General features: G+C 52.4%; 14 protein-coding genes. 6 read left to right on the top strand and 8 right to left on the bottom strand.

The window, feature by feature from the left end; translation table 11 throughout:
- The first annotated feature begins 288 nt into the window (after positions 1–288).
- On the top strand, positions 289–672 hold the full coding sequence (locus LOC67_RS15960) for an HU family DNA-binding protein (RefSeq protein WP_230263611.1): 384 nt from the start codon (positions 289–291) through the stop codon (positions 670–672).
- Positions 673–728: 56 nt separating this feature from the next.
- A complete protein-coding gene (locus LOC67_RS15955) occupies positions 729–947 on the top strand; it encodes a hypothetical protein (RefSeq protein WP_230263610.1) in 219 nt (72 codons plus the stop codon).
- A gap of 307 nt (positions 948–1,254) precedes the next feature.
- On the opposite strand, the gene LOC67_RS15950 is transcribed toward LOC67_RS15955, so the two are convergent.
- The 7 genes from LOC67_RS15950 to LOC67_RS15920 all read right to left on the bottom strand — a co-directional run bounded on the left by LOC67_RS15950 (position 1,255) and on the right by LOC67_RS15920 (position 11,302).
- Positions 1,255–2,898, bottom strand: a complete 1,644-nt coding sequence (locus LOC67_RS15950) for a flagellar hook protein FlgE (RefSeq protein WP_230263609.1) — start codon at positions 2,896–2,898, stop codon at positions 1,255–1,257.
- A gap of 70 nt (positions 2,899–2,968) precedes the next feature.
- The gene (locus tag LOC67_RS15945) at positions 2,969–3,337 is read right to left on the bottom strand and encodes a flagellar hook capping FlgD N-terminal domain-containing protein (RefSeq protein WP_230263608.1); all 369 of its coding nucleotides are present in this window, start codon (positions 3,335–3,337) and stop codon (positions 2,969–2,971) included.
- Positions 3,338–3,348: 11 nt separating this feature from the next.
- On the bottom strand, positions 3,349–5,379 hold the full coding sequence (locus tag LOC67_RS15940) for a flagellar hook-length control protein FliK (protein WP_230263607.1): 2,031 nt from the start codon (positions 5,377–5,379) through the stop codon (positions 3,349–3,351).
- Between the two features lie 1,029 nt (positions 5,380–6,408).
- The gene (locus LOC67_RS15935; RefSeq protein WP_230263606.1) at positions 6,409–7,392 is read right to left on the bottom strand and encodes a sigma-54 interaction domain-containing protein; all 984 of its coding nucleotides are present in this window, start codon (positions 7,390–7,392) and stop codon (positions 6,409–6,411) included.
- Between the two features lie 196 nt (positions 7,393–7,588).
- Complete coding sequence (locus LOC67_RS15930; RefSeq protein WP_230263605.1) at positions 7,589–7,975, bottom strand: hypothetical protein; 387 nt, start codon at positions 7,973–7,975, stop codon at positions 7,589–7,591.
- Positions 7,959–8,939, bottom strand: a complete 981-nt coding sequence (locus LOC67_RS15925) for a tetratricopeptide repeat protein (RefSeq protein ID WP_230263604.1) — start codon at positions 8,937–8,939, stop codon at positions 7,959–7,961. The genes LOC67_RS15930 and LOC67_RS15925 overlap by 17 nt, the downstream gene beginning before the upstream one ends.
- A complete protein-coding gene (locus LOC67_RS15920) occupies positions 8,936–11,302 on the bottom strand; it encodes a tetratricopeptide repeat protein (protein WP_230263603.1) in 2,367 nt (788 codons plus the stop codon). Before LOC67_RS15920 ends, LOC67_RS15925 begins: the two co-directional genes overlap by 4 nt.
- A 170-nt stretch (positions 11,303–11,472) precedes the next feature.
- Here LOC67_RS15920 and LOC67_RS15915 point away from each other — a divergent pair, with 170 nt between their 5' ends.
- From LOC67_RS15915 to LOC67_RS15900, 4 genes are all read left to right on the top strand, one after another.
- Positions 11,473–11,760, top strand: a complete 288-nt coding sequence (locus LOC67_RS15915; RefSeq protein WP_230263602.1) for a flagellar biosynthesis anti-sigma factor FlgM — start codon at positions 11,473–11,475, stop codon at positions 11,758–11,760.
- Between the two features lie 94 nt (positions 11,761–11,854).
- Complete coding sequence (locus LOC67_RS15910; protein WP_230263601.1) at positions 11,855–13,267, top strand: flagellin; 1,413 nt, start codon at positions 11,855–11,857, stop codon at positions 13,265–13,267.
- 391 nt (positions 13,268–13,658) lie between these two features.
- Positions 13,659–15,656 carry a flagellar filament capping protein FliD gene (fliD, locus tag LOC67_RS15905; RefSeq protein ID WP_230263600.1) on the top strand — a complete coding sequence of 666 codons (1,998 nt, stop codon included), beginning with the start codon at positions 13,659–13,661 and terminating at the stop codon, positions 15,654–15,656.
- 31 nt (positions 15,657–15,687) lie between these two features.
- Complete coding sequence (locus tag LOC67_RS15900; protein ID WP_230263599.1) at positions 15,688–16,098, top strand: flagellar protein FliS; 411 nt, start codon at positions 15,688–15,690, stop codon at positions 16,096–16,098.
- 401 nt (positions 16,099–16,499) lie between these two features.
- On the opposite strand, the gene LOC67_RS15895 is transcribed toward LOC67_RS15900, so the two are convergent.
- The gene (locus tag LOC67_RS15895; protein WP_230263598.1) at positions 16,500–17,654 is read right to left on the bottom strand and encodes a DegT/DnrJ/EryC1/StrS family aminotransferase; all 1,155 of its coding nucleotides are present in this window, start codon (positions 17,652–17,654) and stop codon (positions 16,500–16,502) included.
- Positions 17,655–17,896 lie beyond the last annotated feature (242 nt).

Here is a 17,896-nt window from a genome sequence, read left to right as displayed (position 1 = left end):
TTTACCGGGTTCCCTGCACCAATAACGTCTAAGACGTACGATCCCGCCGGTTCGACAAATTCTGCGGGTTCTGCCGAATGTATCAAGATTGGCGGTGCAAACGTCGATGAATCAACCGTGAGAGGTCCGAATCGTCGATTCGGTCGTGCCGGGCAACATCTTGGCGCCGACTTGACGACCGCCTGCCCTCAACCTATGCTTTCATCCTTAACCTCAAGAGCGGCAAAGGGTTACATCGTTTACCCGGCGTCCTTTGGGACTCAGGTGTAGCGTTTACGGGAGTCGGGAGTGACCAAGAAAGATATCGTTCGAACGATTTCTGACGAGGTAGGCCTCACACAACAACAGACAAAGAAGATTGTCCAACGGACGTTTGACTCGATCATCGACACGCTTGTGCGTGATGGCAGAATCGAGCTACGGAACTTTGGCGTCTTCGAAGTCAAACCGCGGGCATCTCGCAGAGCGAGAAATCCGCGAACAGGGGATGAGGTGATCGTGCCAGAGAAGCATGTTGTTACCTTTAAACCTGGAAAGTACATGGAGGCCCGTGTGCAAGAAGCAGATCTTGAAGGCCAGGAGCCACTGAGCTCAGCCGATGAGATCGCGAAAACGCACCTCGCAGCCAACGATAACGCCAACAAGATTTCCGGTCGCTGGGACGAGGATTGAACAGCGTCCGACAACCGGCACTGCAATAACGAGAAACGTTCACGGAGGAACGTCCCATGCGTCGTCTGTTCCAAATTACTTTGCTCGCGGCTTGCGTCGGTAGCACCGTCGGTTGCATGCTGCCGATCTATTCACCAAAGCCCGAACGTCGCGTTCAGCAGTTGCTTTACACCTCTGAAGACATGCGTTCGATTCTGGACGAGTGGGAGCGATTCTGGTTTCTCGATTCGCCCAGCCACATGACTCCGATCCGGACTCACGGCGGCATCATGTAATCAAGGCAAAACGAAAGCGGGCGAAGATTGTTTTGCCCGCTTGCGGATTTGCACCAATTACCCAATCCAGATACCGAGTCGCACCAAGCGTCATCGGCGATAGGTTTCTATCGCGACCGGTCACGCGTTTCCTTTGGCTCGCTACACGACGGCGCACAGTCAACTTTGGCTTGTGCGTGTCTTCGATTTTAGAGCCAACTTGGAAATGAAAAACGGCTCGTCCGCCAAGTAGCTCGCCTGTTCTCCGATCGGAATTCACCGATCAGATCCGGTGCAAACAGGCTGCTACTTAAAGCTCAAAAGACGACTACCGAATGATGTTGGTCAGTTCTTCGAGCATTTCATCGGAAACGGTAATCGTTCGTGCGTTTGCACTGAAGCCTCGCTGGGCAACGATCAACTGCGTGAATTCGAGAGCAATGTCGACGTTGGAACGCTCCAATTGTCCGCCCATGATTTGACCACGGCTGCCGGTTGCACCAAGTCCCAATGCCGCATCACCACTACTGATCGACTGTTGGAAATAGTTCGCACCGACCGCTTCAAGAGCGCTGGAGTTCGGAAAACTCGCGATCGCAAGTTGTGCCAGCGGCAACGCACGTCCGTTCGATGCCAAGCCAGTCAATTCTCCCGAAGTCGACACCGCAACCGATGACAATGCCCCTGGTGGGATACCGTCTTGCGTTTGCGTCATCAGAAAGTCACTCGCCAAGTGACTAATCTTGCTGAAATCCAGCTCGATCGTTTGTGGGTTCGTAATACCGTTGATTTGAACTTCGATATTCGCATCCCCGATACCATTGATACCGGCAATCGCGTAACTACCGTTTTCGTTGAACGTCAGGTTCAACACCGAATCGTCGATCATCGTTCCGGATGAACTTGGGATACTGGCACTGACAGACCAGTTGTTGATCGTATCTTTTGTGAAGGTAAACGTCATCCGGTGACTTTCACCGCGTTCGTCGAACATGTCCATCGACACGTCAAAAGAATCCCCATCGGTACCTTCGGTGCTGATGAACATCGAGTTACCAGAGAAGTTCGTTTCACCGGTGTTCCCGGCAACGTCTCGCAACGTCAGACTCAGGAAGGCTTCCCCTGTATCATCCGCTGTGACGACCAAAGTCCCATCGGCCTGTAGCGACGCGACAGCATCAACCAAGTTCGCATTCAATGTATCGACGATATCTTGCATCGTCGACGTATCCGCAGGCAATGCAACGGTAAAGGTCGAACCGTCCGGATTGGTACCAACCAATTCGAACATATCGCCCGGAACGTACGGCGTCGTGTTGATCGTCAAATCGTTCAACAACGTCGCACCCGTTGCCGCACCACCCGAATCCTCGAAACCGCGAAATGACGAAAGGATTTCGGCTTGAGGTGGTGAAGACGTCGAGGGAAGGTTGCCGGTAAAATCAATATTTGCCGTCTGCGTTCCGGGAATGGCTGATCCGATCGGGATAAAGATCGTGTCGTCGCCTTCGGTTTGGAATCTCACACCGCCGTCGGCCGCTTCGCCCAAGTTACCGATCCGTTGGACTAGATAACCAGTCGCTGGGTCGACGAGTCGCCCTCGGTCATCCAGCGCGAACGCACCCGCACGAGTGTAGTGCGGCTCGCCTGTCGGTGACATGACGGTGAAGAAGCCATCACCTTGAATCGCAAAATCAAACTCGCCACTGGTGGTTTCCAGTGTACCAGGACTGAAGTTACGAGTGATCTGAGCGGTCTGGACACCAGTACCAATCGCTTGCGGGTTGATACCACCGGCCGTATCCGACGATGCCGATCCGCCTCGGTCCACGTTGTAAACCAAGTCACTAAAGATTGCCGCCTGCGATTTAAAGCCGATCGTATTCATGTTGGCCAAGTTGTTGGCCACAACGTCTAGCTTTTGTTGGTGAGTCCGAAGTCCGGTAATCCCGGTCATCAAAGCACGTGACATAAAACTCGCCCCTTATGTAAATCTCAGAATAGAGAGGTTGTTATTTAATTAGGTTGATGATTGATCGATATTAGGCAGCCGTTTCGCTGACTTTGTTGACCGCATCGAGTCCGACAGTCGTACCGTCAACGATCAACTTGACTTCGTCGCCCGACGAGAAGACATCCGATACGACCCCAGACTGCAACTCACTAGAGACAGGATGACGGTACTGAACCGTCTTTCCGATCATGTCAACACTGTTGCTCAGTTGCTGCATCTGCATGAATTGCCCGAACGATCCGTTCAGGTTTTCGATGCCTTCGAGAATTGAAAATTGCGTCAAATCGTTGACCATTTTTTCTTGATCAACGGGATCCATCGGGTCCTGGTGCTTCAACGAAACGGTCAACAACTGTAGGTAGTCAGTCCTGGCCGACGATGATGAGATTCCGTCCACAATTCTCTCCTTTACGCTACGATATCCAGGCCGCTCGGTCGTTCCGAACGGACACTAGCCATGGGGATGGTTCGGTTAGATGATCGCTGCTGTTGAAACGGCGATCGCTGATTGGTTTGTTGTTCGCTTGCGTCACTTGACTGACGTTCGTCGTAAGAAATGTTGACGTCGAACGATTCATAGCCAAGCTGATTGAGGCTTTCGACAAGTTGTTCACGATGGTGCAGCAAGATTTCGCTGGTGACCATTTCACTCGCGACGATTCTTGCTTCGACAGAATCTTCGAGCTGCGAAACTTCGATCGTTAAAAACCCGAGTTCTTTCGGACTGACTTCCAGGTACACCGACTTGTTGTCAGTCACCGCCGACTCGATCGCGTCTCCGATCGAATCACTCACTTGATCAAACGCGGCCGCGTCTGGAGTCCCGTTTAGAAACTCATCCAACGGTACGACTCCCTCGTACTCCGTCGGTGATTCCGCAGAAACCAAGGTGCTCCCTGTCGCGTTCATTGACGCAACTGCTTCGGAATCACCCCCGGATCGTTCTGTGCGGATATCAAAACCGTATCCACTCGCATCAAAGCTTTGCCGCTCGCGGGGCTGCCAGTTTTGGAATGCAAAAGCGTTCCCAAATGGTGAATCATTTGACTGATCGCCTTGATCGTTCGATTCACGCCGACTGGTGGACTCGGTTGAATCGGAGCTAAGCGACTCAGCAACCGCTTGTTCTTCCATCGCCGCTTCATAATCTCGTTTATAGCGATCCGCTTCGTCATTGATGGCAGCGGCGCTCGCTTGTGGCGTTTGATCCAATTCGATGGTGGCTGAATCTTCTAGAGCTTCCCCAGCAACGACATTGGAATCGAGATGACTTTCAACCGAAACGCTCTCGATCTCTGCCGCGACTTCATCAAGCTGCGACTGATCAACAACACTTTCTTCAGCCAAGGTTTGCTGGATCGAGCCCGCTTGGGCTTGCAAAGAGTTGACAATTTGGCCATTGGGATTTGCCTCTGGGAGCCCAACGTTCTCATGCTCCGGAACGCTTACCGCTTCGATGGGTTGCCGGTCAACGACCTCAACATCAACGCTCGATGCCGCACCCTCGGATGTGAGCTGGGAAGTTGCCGCGATGCTTGTGTCGCTATCATCGCCCTCAAGGACAGGCCTTGACTGATCAGCATTTTGCGTCGGATTCTGTTGCAGCTGCTGCGCCGTTTGGTTCGTCGATTGCTGCAACGGTAACTGACGGACATTGCCTTCTGAATCCAAACGCGGCTGCTCAACAGTAGCCGATGTCGACGCGAGAACCTCTGTATCCTGAAGATTCCCAGTAGCCTCAGACGCCTGAACTTCCGTCTCAGTATCTACAATAGAGCCCGCAGCGTCCGAATCCGATTCGCCATCGAAATCCACGAGCGGTGCATCATTGATCGTTGTTGCTGAGATCGTTCCGCTGCTGGGGTCGGTCACCGCGACCAAGTCGGTCTGCTCCGCAGCCAGTTCGACGCCACCGAGAAGCGAGGGATCGTTCGCCGGTCCCGCGTTGCTCGAAACCAGCTGCTGATTTCCGAACCAAACCCTTAGTGGATCGGTCGGATTTGCTGCCCCATCAGCGATCCCTCCCCTGCCATCAACGATGCTAACCGTATCGGTCAAATGCGGTAGCAAGGCACCACTGTTGGCGATCGTCCCGTCTTCGTTCAGACTTGCTTCCATCTGCAGCTCGCTCGTCGATGCGAGGGCTTCTGCGTTCAGCTTCGCCAGAAGATGCTTGGGAAGTTTTGACAGATCCCCCAGTGTTTCTGCGCTGATCAATTCGTCCGATAGCAACGACTCGAGGATCGAATTCGTCGCATCAGTAGCTACCGCATCGGCATCGCCGCTCGTTGCAGCCTCGGCTTGAGCGATATGAAATTCAAACGATTCAGAACCATCACCCATAAGATCGGATGATGCACCTGGCTTGGAGGGAGATGCCGACGGGGCAATGCCAGCTCCCGCGGATGCGTTCAGCAATAACGTGAAAGGATTCGACATCGTGAGACTTTGAAGAACTCGGCTCCGGAAAAACGTGTTCGGAGCACATTGGCAAACACCGTGCCAAACGCTTCAACTTCACGTTTTTGCCTGTTATCAGCCGGACTAATCTCACAGTTGCGGCAATCGGACTTTTAGAAAATTGTTAAAGCAAACCGAGCGCAAAGTTTGCTTTGCAAGCGAAGCAAGATTTTCCTTCGAAGTGGATAATTCAAAGATGCAATCTCAATGAGCCGTATTGGCGCAAGCCACGGTTGTATAACGCATCGACAACAACGAACTCAACCGTCGCTAGCGCGACCGCGGCTCAGATGCATTTCCAATGAGCCGTTATGGCGCTAGCCACGGTTGAATGACGCCTCAACAACAATTCACTCAACCCTCGCTAGCGCGATCGCGGCTCAGATGCATTCCCAATGAGCCGATATGGCGTTAGCCACGGTTGTATGACGCATCGTCAACAACGAACTCAACCGTCGCTAGCGCGACCGCGGCTCAGATGCATTTCCAATGAGCCGCTGTGGCGTTAGCCACGGTTAGATGGACGCATCAAAAACAACACACTCAACCGTCGCTAGCGCGATCGCGGCTCAGATGCATTCCCAATGAGCCGTTATGGCGCTAGCCACGGTTGAATGGAAGCATCAACAACAACACACCAAACCGTCGCTAGCGCGAATGCGGCTCAGATGCATCTTCAATGAGCCGATATGGCGCTAGCCACGGTTAAATGACGCATCAAAAAAAACGCACTCAACCGTCGCTAGCGCGAATGCGGCTCAGATGCATTCCCACTGAGCCGTTTTGGCGCTAGCCACGGTTGGATGACGCATCAGCAACAATACACTCAACCGTCGCTAGTGCGAATGCGGCTCAGGTGCATTCCCAATGAGCCGATATGGCGTTAGCCACGGTTAGATGACGCATCAAAAACAACACACCAAACCGTTGCTAAGACGATTGCGGCTCAGATCCATTCCCAATGAGCCGTTATGGCGCTAGCCACGGTTGAATAAACGCTTCAAAAACCTAAGCGGCTTCATTCCCTGTTGCGGCGTTTGATGCTGCTGTGCCGTTGGGTTCATTGCATTCACGATAACGGCGAATCTTGTTGGTCAGTGTTCGTGGAGAGATCCCGAGCTTCTCGGCAACGACCTGCCGATTTCCAAACGCCTTGATTGCGGCGATGATGATTTGCCGTTCAACTTCTTCCAGATTGGTATGGAGCCATTGATTGGGCAAACTTGGCTCCTCCTTTTTCTCAGGCTCGGATTCCTCCAAACCCAAATATTCCTTCGTGATTCGCGGACTATCGGTAAGCACACATGCGCGATGAATCACGTTGCGAAGTTCACGGATATTGCCTGGCCAGTCGTAATGTGCAAGGGCCTTCATGGCGGACGAATCAAAGCCTTCGATCTTCAATTCACTTTCGGAACGAAACATCTCGACGAAATGAAGTGCCAATGTCGGGATATCAGCGATCCGTTTCCGAAGCGGTGGAATATCAATGTTCAGAACATTGATCCGATGCAGCAAATCAAGTCGAAACTCGCCCTGTTCGACAGCCTGTTTAAGATCCCGATTGGTCGCAGCAACAATGCGAACATCGTGCTCCAGCGAAAGGCTGCTTCCGACGCGTTCAAAGCGTTTCGATTCCAACACACGCAGCAACTTCGATTGTAAAGGCAGCGGAATTTCGCCGACTTCATCAAGAAACAATGTCCCACCGCGAGCGATCTCGAATCGGCCCTCTCGCGTTCCGATTGCGCCCGAGAACGCGCCTTTTTCGTGACCGAACAGTTCACTCTCAAACAAGTTTTCTGCGATCGCGGCGCAGTTGACCGGGATGAAGGGCTGATCTGATCTTGGACTCGATTGGTGAATCAGCTGCGCAAACAGTTCCTTCCCGGTACCGCTTTCGCCGGTTAACAACACGGGTGCCTTCGACCGTGCAGCCCTCTTGGCGAACTGAATTAACTGTTCGACCTTCGGTGATTGAGTGATGATCATCCCTTATTGCCCCAAGGATGCTAACAAACGAATTCAAATACGCTTGCAGACTGACGTCTAGCAATTTGTAAGAGTAAAGATTTTGCTTAACCCAATTTCGATCACATTTCGGACGTTGTTTTTGCCATCACAACATGCCGAACGCAAGCGATTGCCCAACGCTTTATTTCTACGCCACTGCCATTCGACGATATACCTAGCTGTGATTGTTCGTGCGATAAGCGTTCTGCATTTGGATTCCACGAACACTGCCCTGAATCCTGGGGAACAACCTTCGCAATGAATCGACCGATGTCTTTTCGAGTTGCGCTAGTTTTGGCATCAACGATTTGACTAACTCGATCGTCTCGTCAGTGATCGCTTTCACTTGACCGGATGGCTCCGACTCGGAACCGATATACGATTCACGCAGGGGACGCAGCTTTTCCTCGGTCTGTTTGACCAGGGTCATCTGTGCCCGAATCGGCTCGACCGCTCCGTGCGAATCCTCCGCATATTGATCGATGATTTCGGCAAGACGTACGTAATGGCCTTTCAATTCATCGGTATAGGCGAGTAACAGTGAATCATTCGTTTCCGTCATAATCCTCGACCCTCTTTACGATCAACTCAATTTCGTCCGTCAATTGATTCAACGCTTCCGTTCGCTTCTGCTCGGACTCGGCGTACTTCAGGTACCACTTCGCCGCTTGGACGGGATAGTCAGGTGATTTGTCGTTGGCCAAGTCGCGGAGAGTACCGATCGAACTCTCGAACTTTTCACTCTTTCGTTGACACATCGCGATCATCAGTTCCAACCACATTCGATCCGACTGTGGCAATCCCTCGGTATCGACTTCTTTCAGGGCCTTTAAGGCGGATGGATAGTTCCCCAGTCGATACAAGCTTTCGCCAAGCGCTAACGAATTGATCGGTGTGGGAACGACCTGCTGGCCGCTGAGATTCGGTGCATTGGCATCCGGGGCGGCGCTTGATTCGTCCGCGTTTTCGGATGCTTCTGCGGCAGCTGATAAGGCGTCCGCAACGACCGGATGAACGGCAGGTGGAGTTGCGACAGACTCACTGGAAGGCATCGGTAGGATTTGTGGATCCAGCGGACTGCCATTTCGACTATCCAACTTTGAATCGCGACGCAGTTTCTGCAGCACGCGAATCCGTTCGCGAATCTCTTTCATCTCAGTGGATGGATCTGGCTGCTGAGACTGAAACGCGTCAAGAATTTCATTCGCAGGAGCGAGCGTTGGCGCAGTCGAACCGTTAATAGGTTTCAAACCGGAACTGGGATTGGTCGTTCCGGCCGCTTGCTCGGAAGCTTCCAATTCACGCATCCGTCGCAACCGCTCGGTCGCGTTCATCAGATTTTTTAATCGACTTTCCAGCTCGACCGTTGGCGAGGCGGCTGGTGCGACCGATGGTGACTCAGTTTCTTGTGCATGAAGGCTCCCGCAAGCTCCGATGGTAAGCATCGAAGCCACACCACCGAGAACAATTGACCGATAGGGACACATGCGCCAGGAGCCAGGCTTTATATATCGGGTAATACTCATGGAATCACAACTCCCTGGGTGTCTGTCGCTGGTTGGTTGTCAACACTTTCGGGCAGGTAGCCGGCGAAGCAAAGTGTTGCCGCGTAGTGCTGCCCTTTCTCGTTGAGGACCATACCAAGCTTGTTGAGCGCTTCGGTTTGGATCGCCTTGTCGACGTTCATCCGTATGATTCGCCGACAGATCGATTCACATTGATCTAGCTGATTGGAATCGAACTTCACTTTCGCATGAAGTAGCAAAACCTGTGGCAGCAGATCGATGGAAACTTGCCCAAAACCGTTGATCGCCTCGTCCGCTTCTTGCAGCGAACCCGCTTCATAAAGCGTCTTCGCCAATTCTAAACGGATTCGCTCAGCCCAGAATCCTTGTGGAGCTGATGCGACAGCCTCACGTAAACTCTCGATCGCTCGATTTCTGATCCCAACCGAAGCATACGCTTGAGATACGATCAGGGCATCGGCGAAACCGTCGGGATCACCCGGTTTCAAAGTTGCCAAGGCTCGCACCAATCGTTGTCCCTCATCCTGCAAGCCACCGCGTGAGGGATTGCGTTGGAATCGCGCGAAGGTCGAGAATACGCTCGCGACCCGGCGCTGTGATTCACCGATGATGTGTTGCGATTGATTGAAGAGCACCTGGTTCGCTGAATCTGGGTCATCGTTTAGCAGGTAAGCGCGTGATAAGATCATCGCACACCGACTAAGCACTTCAGGTTCCGTTGCTCGACGCAGACCGCGTGCACCAGCAGTAATCGATTTTTCCGTTTGCCCCAATTCGAGTTCTAATTCCGCGATCATCGCGTAGGCATCCCCCTGCAGCGATGCCGTTAAGGTCTGATCCAAAGCCATGTAGCAAGCGTTCAGTGCGTCTAGCTTCTGCCCGTCGGCGAGCTGCAAAGATGCTTCATTGAAATACAGCTTCGCACTCAATTCATTCGAGGGCGCCTTTTCACGAGCCTTCTTGTATTGATCGCGTGCGACATCCCACCCACCAGACAAACGGGCGTTGTTGCCTTCGTTCATGATCGCGGCAGTTTGGCGAGGCCCTTCCAGATTTTCAAACTGCAACTGACGTAGCATCCGCTGCGTCCGAGCTAGATCGAACGAGGCGAGATCGCGCGGTGCCATTTCGTCGCGGTGCATGATCGTGATTTCTGAACCCGCTTGGCTCCAGCTGAGCTGCATTGGTTCGAGGACACAATCCAGCAAATACGTCAATGGCATCGAACCGGTCTGAATGTTCGTCATACGACCGACCAAGTCGGACTTCGCACGTTCGGTCAGGGTGAATCGCAGCTTGTTCGCCTGATCGTCCAGCTCACCAGTCAGATCACTCGCCGATCCGCCTCCCTGCTGGGCTTCGACACGCTTTTCTACCTCACCCAGTAATCCGAGAACACTTAGCCCACGAACGTTTGCGGCAACGATGATGACCGAGGCGTCCAACTGCGGAGCTTGCAAAATTTGCAATTGGCTAGGCGACGTGGCGCTCCCATCGGCTGGCATATCACTATCGATCAACTGCAAGATGTCTTCGATCACTAGTGCTGGCCAGAAGTATTCCATGGGATCCTTCTGCAATGCATCGATAACCAAATCATTTGACAGCAACCGCTTTTGCAGACAATCCGAAAGCTGTGCCATCAGTTGTCCTCGAAGCAGCTTTGGAAACTGATCGCTGGTATAAAGCAGAAACAGTTCGCTTAGCAATGAATTCGAGTCTTCGAACGATCCACGGTTTTCCCAAACGCGTGCGATGCCTAATAAGCAATTCGCTTGGGCGATCGAACCTTTCTCCGCGACGCGAATCGCACTGCGATAGTGCTTGATCGCATCATCGTGTCGTTGTGCTAGTTCGGCGGCAAGTGCCAACCGCATCAAGACGACTTTGTCTGTCGGAACGTTCGATGCTTTCCAAAGTCGTTCATACTGCGTATACGCACCATCGAAGTTTCCACCCATCAACAGACGGTCGCCCAGATCGACGACGGTCCAGTCAACTGATTGATTGCGTTTCATCGGAGGACTGATCTGACTAAAGACATCATCAACCGCTTCGTTTGATGGATCTGTTGGAAGCGGTGCTTCGGCTTCAGAAACCGGGTCAGCTTGCGACTGAGGGTTCTCCCTCACATCGTCTTCAAATGGCCATGTGTCATCGATTTCAGTGTCTTCGGCGGCCAATTCGGAAGACGCATCGGCGCTAGCATCGACCGATTGCACGACGGAATCGTCCACGGATTCCGGCCAATTGTAGACCAGCCCGCCGATCGCACCGACCGCGAGAAACACGGTAATCCAGACGATTTCCGCTCGAAACACCAGTAAAAGCCCCGTTTGATGGATGTTCGTTTCACAGTTCACGAACTCTAGGATTGTCGCCGGACCGTTGTAACCGGAATATCTTTCCTGGTCCCTGCAATCGCTACCGGTGTATCGACTGAAAAAGCTTTGGGGCTTGAAGATTTTGTACGCAAGTTGGTACTGGACCTCTCGACAACCACTTGCAGTCACTCACCTGCGGAGAAATCCAAATGAGAATCAATCCTACTAACAACTCGTTGCCGTCAGACATCAAGCGGCTCGACCCTAAAGGTCCAAATGGACAATCGGCGTCGCGTGCCGAAGCGTCCGTCGCGAATGTTTCGACTTCGACGGATTCGATTCAATTGGATTCTATTCGCGAACTGTCACAGGTCCTCGAACAAGCAGCTGATGTGCGAGAGTCCGTGGTAGAGGATGTCAAACTGAAAATACAAAGCGGTGAATACCTGACCCGAGAGGCAGCCGTCAGTACGGCCAGGTCAATTCTCGATTTGTAGTGCTCGTGTGATCTCCAGTTTTCGCCCGAGGCGCCACGGATGCACTGATTGACATGGAAGTTCCGTTGATCCCCTAATACTGAGTTAGCAAGAGATGAGCTTAACTATACAAAACAATGTCGGTGCATTGAACGCCCGCAACAATCTCAACAAGTCTAGCAACGCTTTGAATAAGTCGATCGAGCGATTGTCGACCGGTTTCAAAGTCAACCGCGGTGCTGACGGCCCAGCTGCATTGGTCATTTCAGAAAAGCAACGCGCACAGATTTCTGGTCTGCGTACCGCGATTGCCAACACTGAAAAAGCTGTTTCAGTTGTGCAAACTGCTGAAGGTGCTTTGAACGAAATCAACAGCATCTTGATCAAAGTTCGTTCTTTGGCGCTGGATTCGGCTAACTCGGGCGTCAACGACGCCGACGCTTTTGCCGCCAACCAAGCTGAAATCGACAACGCACTCGATACGATCAACCGAATTTCGGCCAACACCCAGTTCGGCGAAAAGACCCTCTTGGACGGTTCGGCTGGTGTTTCTGGCACAACCAGCGACGCTGACGTCACCTTCCTAAAAGGCGGCAGCAACACCAGCGACGGAACCTATGCTGTGGTCGTCACGACCGCCGCAGAACGAGCCAACGTCACCGGTGGTACTTCGCAGACGGGTGCCTTGGCAGCTGACGAAGTCCTTTCGGTCAACGGTGTTAGCATCACGCTAAACTCGGGCCTAAGCCAAGCTGGCGTAATCGCACGGATCAACGAATACACCGACCAAACCGGTGTTGTTGCAGAAAACGTTTCTGGTGGAACGCGTCTACGCTCCATCGAATTCGGTTCGGAAGCTGAAATCGAAGTCGTTTCCGACACTGCCGCTTCAGGCACATCATCAGGCTTCGGCACAACATTGGTCACGGACTCTGGCCTGAACATTGCTGGTACCATCGACGGTGACGTCGCTTCTGGTAAGGGCAACACGCTGTCGAGTATTTCTGGCAGCTCGAAGGGAACAGTTGTTCGCCTAGGAGAAGACGCCACCAACGCCGCTCTGTCGGTCACCGGTGCTCAAGGTAACGTTTCGATCCAGAACAACGCTCTGGTCTTCCAAATCGGTGCCAACCAGAACCAGACCGCTCAAATCGCGATCCAAAGCATCAACGCTGACGCTCTGGGTGTCGCTGTCACCGGAACGAAGTTCAACAGCCTTGACGAAATCGACGTCACCTCGTTCGATAACGCTCAAGACGCTTTGAAGGTCATCGACGCGGCAATCGACGAGCTTTCCAACATCCGTGGTGAACTTGGTGCGTTCCAAGCGAACACACTGGAATCGATCGGAAGCAACATGCGTTCGACTCTGGAAAACACCGTGAACGCCGAGTCTGTCATTCGTGACACGGACTTCGCCGAAGAAATCTCGAAGTTCACCAATAACCAGATCTTGGTCCAAGCCGGTACTTCGGTACTGTCAAGTGCCAACCAAACCACGCAGTCGATTCTGTCCTTGTTGCAGTAATCACCGCGATAGTCATCAGGCCGGGAGAAGGCGAGAGACTATCTCGCCTTCTCCTTTGGTCGTGACTAGACAACGTTTTGTGAAAGAAACTTCGGCCGCAAACGCATCCGCCGCTTTCTTCGCATCGGCTTGACGAGACTAAAAGCCCATGCGAAGTAATCGTAACGAATTCGATGCTTGCCCCGAAGAATCGGTATCGACGATGCCGAGTCATTTTGCCTAGGTCATCCTGCTACCTCAAAGTTTGAAGTGATGACGTGAAAGTCCGGTGAGGGTTTACCGACTTTAAGATGTGATCGATTAGACGCCTACAAAGTGAAAATTGTAGAGTCTTCATTGGCGAGGTTTGGATGGCGAAACATAGGCATATTCTTCAGATAGGGCAAAGCACATGTTTAGTATCGACGGGCTCGTATCTGGGTTCGATACGTCCAGCATTATCGAAAGCCTTCTTGGTTTCCAACAGCGGCAAATTGATACATTCAATTCGCGCAAAGCCGAGGTAACCACCAAGCAAACATCTTTCAAAGGCGTTGAAGCTCAGCTGGTCACCCTGCAGAGCTCCCTTAGCCGTTTGAACCGAGCGACCAGTTCGGTCTTCGACGCCCGCACCGCGACGTCAACCAACGAAGACCTCGTCACGGCAACCGCCAGCAGCGGTGCGATCGCGACCAACTACCAACTGAGCGTCGACCAGCTTGCGACCGCGCACCAAATCGCTTCGCAAGGCTTCTCGTCGACATCGGACCAGATCGCCACCGGCGACATCACGTTCCGCGTCGGAACCCGTCCGGAACAAACGGTCACGATCGACGGCAGCAACAACACCCTGCAAGGGTTTGTCAATACGATCAACGAACAAGTCGACGATCTCAATGCCAGTCTCGTTTTCGACCAGGCGACAAACTCGCACCGGATTCTGATCAGTTCCGAACATACCGGCGCTGACAACGTGATCACGGTCACCAACAACCTGAATCCTCTCGCCGGCATCCTGCCAGACTTCACAGGTCCGGCTGTTCAACCGCCGTTGAACGCCATCGTGACACTCGGTTCCGGTCCCGGTGCGATCCAAGCTCAGTACCAATCAAACACGGTTGACGGACTGATCGAGGACGTCACCTTGGAACTGCATAAAGCGGATCCCGGCAATACGGTCACCGTCAACATCGACGAGGATATCGAATCCGCAAAAGAAGCCGTCAGTGGTTTCGTTGATGATTTCAATACGATCGTTCAGTTCATCGAAGACCAAACTCGGTACAACCCCGACACCCAGGAAGCCAGCCCGCTACTTGGCGATCGATCGGTTAGCACGATCAAAAATCAACTGCTGACGATCGTTTCCGGAAACGTCCAGGGATCAAACCTTGCGCGACTGAGCCAGGTCGGTATCGACCTTGACGCGCGTGGGCGATTGTCGGTCGACGACGAGAAATTGACCAAGGCGCTAAAGGGCGAACTTCAAGGCGTCGACGCAAATGACGTACGAAAGCTGTTTGGGCTCAACGGAACATCGACCAGTTCCGGAGTTCGATATTTAGGCGGTACTTTGCGAACACAGCCGTCTAACGGCACAGCCTACCAAGTCGACATCACCCAAGCTGCCGAACAAGCTCAGATCACGGCAACTAATGCGGCCGCGGCATCTATCGTGATCGATTCGTCGAACAACAAATTCCAAATCAGTGTCGATGGAATCGCCAGCGAAGAGCTAACACTGACCGATGGCACGTATACAACGCAAGAGCTGGCCGATCACTTGCAGACCGTCATCAACAGTTCGACCGAACTAGGCGTTCACGACGTTTCAGTCAGTGTTGATGGAAGCAACCATCTGGTCATCCAAACGGAAGCCTATGGTGTTTCCGCGAATCTTGCCGGACTCTCTGGATCCTCACTAGCCGCATTAGGGTTAGCAGGCACCGAAGCCGACTCGGGCCTGAACGTTGCCGGTAAATTTATCGTCAACGGAAAGGAAGAAATCGCCAAAGGGACAGGACGTGTCCTGACTGGTGACCCCGACAATGAGAACACAGCCGACTTGCGTCTGGAAGTGACGTTGGGGTCTGGCGACATCGTTGCCGGTGTCGAAGCAGAAATCAACGTCACCAAAGGTATCACCGGACAACTAAACGACTACATCCGTGACGTTTTGGATGCTGAAACCGGGCTTCTAAAGACTGTAAACGATACGTTCACAACTCGATTGGAATCTATCGACAAATCGATTGAACAGGTCGAAGAACTCACTGAAAGCAAGCGTCAGTATCTGCTCGAAGAATTTGCTGCTTTGGAAAGCATTATTAACGAGCTACAAACTACCGGAAACTTTATCTCATCTCAGCTTACGAACCTGAGCGCTTTCAAGAACAGCGGAAGCAAGTAATTCACCACTAGCTAGTTGCGGGGGCAAATCGATGCAACAACTGGAACAATATCGCACAAAGAGTATCAAAGGCGGATGGACGCGAGTCGAGATGCTATTGATGCTCTACGACAAAGCCCTCGCTTCGGTCGAAGCCTGCCAGATTGCGCACGAAGCTGGTGACCAAGCACTTTTTATCAAACACGAAATTCAAGCTCGCAAAGTCTTCGTCGCCTTGGTGTCGGGCCTTAAGCCTGAAGAGGACGAAGTCGCATACAACATCGCGCGATTGCTGGAGTTCGTTTTGTTCACGTTCGACCAAAAGCAATTCGATTCCTGCCAAACCATTCTCAATCAAATTCGCCAGAGCTTCGCGCAAGTCGCCGAACAAGCCAATGAGATGGAACGCAAAGGTGAAATCCCAGCAATGCCAGATTCGGACTCGTTCCAGTCAATCGCATAGCGAATTGCTCGCGATGTAAGCCTCGCAATTCCAATCGAATCTTCAAAGTCAACTAAAGGCCACCGCGGCAACGCGGTGGCCTTTATCGGTTGGCCAGTTCACCAACAAGATTTCCATGACGAGAAACCGAATCAGAACGTAGCAAACGTTTCTTGCGGTCTTAACTCGCTTATGGAAGCGATCGGCGCCGCACTAATTGAACGATCCACCTGTTGATTTCCCGGTTTGATCCCGCACCAAGTCTTCTATGACCACGAGCACCAGCGGAACAGAGCTAGTGCTTCGTTCCATATAAAAATACGGGTTGGAGTCATCAGCCGACGGGCGTTAGCCCCGGTTACTGCACTGAAACCGTGGCTAACGCCAAACGGCTAATCCAAAAATTGAGTTGGAACGAAGCACTAGTACTGCCGAATGATCTTGCAAACCCGCTCGATGTCTTGCTCGTCGATATCGCTGCCCGTTGGCAAACAAATCACACGCTGACATGCGATATCGGTAAATGGAAGATTCAAGTTTTGATTTCTCGGCTGTGACCGATAAGGCTCCATTCGGTGGCAGCCAGGATAGAAGTATCGCCTCGCCCGAATGCTGTTTTCGTGCAGGCGTTGCATCACCTGATCACGTGATTCGCCGCGTTGCTGTGCGTCGATTTCGATGACGACGTACTGCCAATTTGTTTTCTCCAAATGGTCGTACGTCAAAAGGCGAATTCCGGGTACCGAATCTAGGTGTGCCTGATAGAGCGAGTGTTTGTACCGGTTCGCAGCTTGAATCTCATCAAGCATCGGGAAAAGAGACAGTCCCATCGCTGCGCAGATTTCGGGCATTTTCGCGTTTGTCCCCAGATGGACAACTTCATCCATACCGGCAAACCCAAAGTTGCGCATCAATTCCAAACGCTCTGCCAATGTGTCGTCATTCGTTGCGATCGCGCCGCCTTCGAAGGTGTTGAAAAATTTCGTCGCGTGAAAACTGAACACTTCACAGTTTCCAAAGTTTCCAACCATTCGTCCGTTGGCTTGGCTGCCAAATGCATGCGCCGCATCATAAATGACTGCCAACTGATGCTCTTTCGCGATCTGGTCAATTGCCGCAGTGTCACACGGCATGCCCCACAGGTGAACACCGATGATCGCGCTGGTCTTTTCAGTTACCAACGCTCGAATGCTCTGTGGATCGATCGAATGTGATTGAGGATCAATATCCGCGAAAACCGGTGTCAATCTTTCCCACTGTGCCGCATGTGGGGTCGCCGCGAAGGTAAACGAAGGCACGATGACTTCACCGGAAAGCCCCAATGCGTGGCAAGCGAGCTGCAAACCGACCGTCGCGTTGCAAACGACCAAGCAGTGTTTGACGCCTAGATATTCGCGCAGCTGCTTTTCAAGTTCCTGGACCACACAACCATTGTTGGTAAACCATCGCCGCTGGAATATTTCGTCAACGAGTTGATTGAATTGGCGTCGGTCACCCACATTGGGCGCACCTACATGAAGCACGCGAGACTGTTCGACCTGTGCATCAATCCGAAGCGACGATCGTGTGGCAGACATTCCGACCTTTCAACTTGCGAGTGGAACTACATCTAGTTGTGTCGGCCTCGATCGCAAGTAGGCTGGAAAGGAATATGACGATTGTCCTGCGACATCGCCAATCACCGCGAGGGTTTCCCCTCAGTGATTTCACTTCGTAACGGCGAATAACTGACAGCAACGACACGTTTGCGTTTCAAATCGCTGACTGTGCTTCTAGTGCTTCGTCCCATATGAAAATGCGGGTTCGAGTCATCAGCCGA

Origin of the sequence: Stieleria sp. JC731 (assembly GCF_020966635.1) — a bacterium.
In the GTDB taxonomy this organism is placed as follows: domain Bacteria; phylum Planctomycetota; class Planctomycetia; order Pirellulales; family Pirellulaceae; genus Stieleria.
This window is presented reverse-complemented; position numbering and strand designations above follow the sequence as displayed.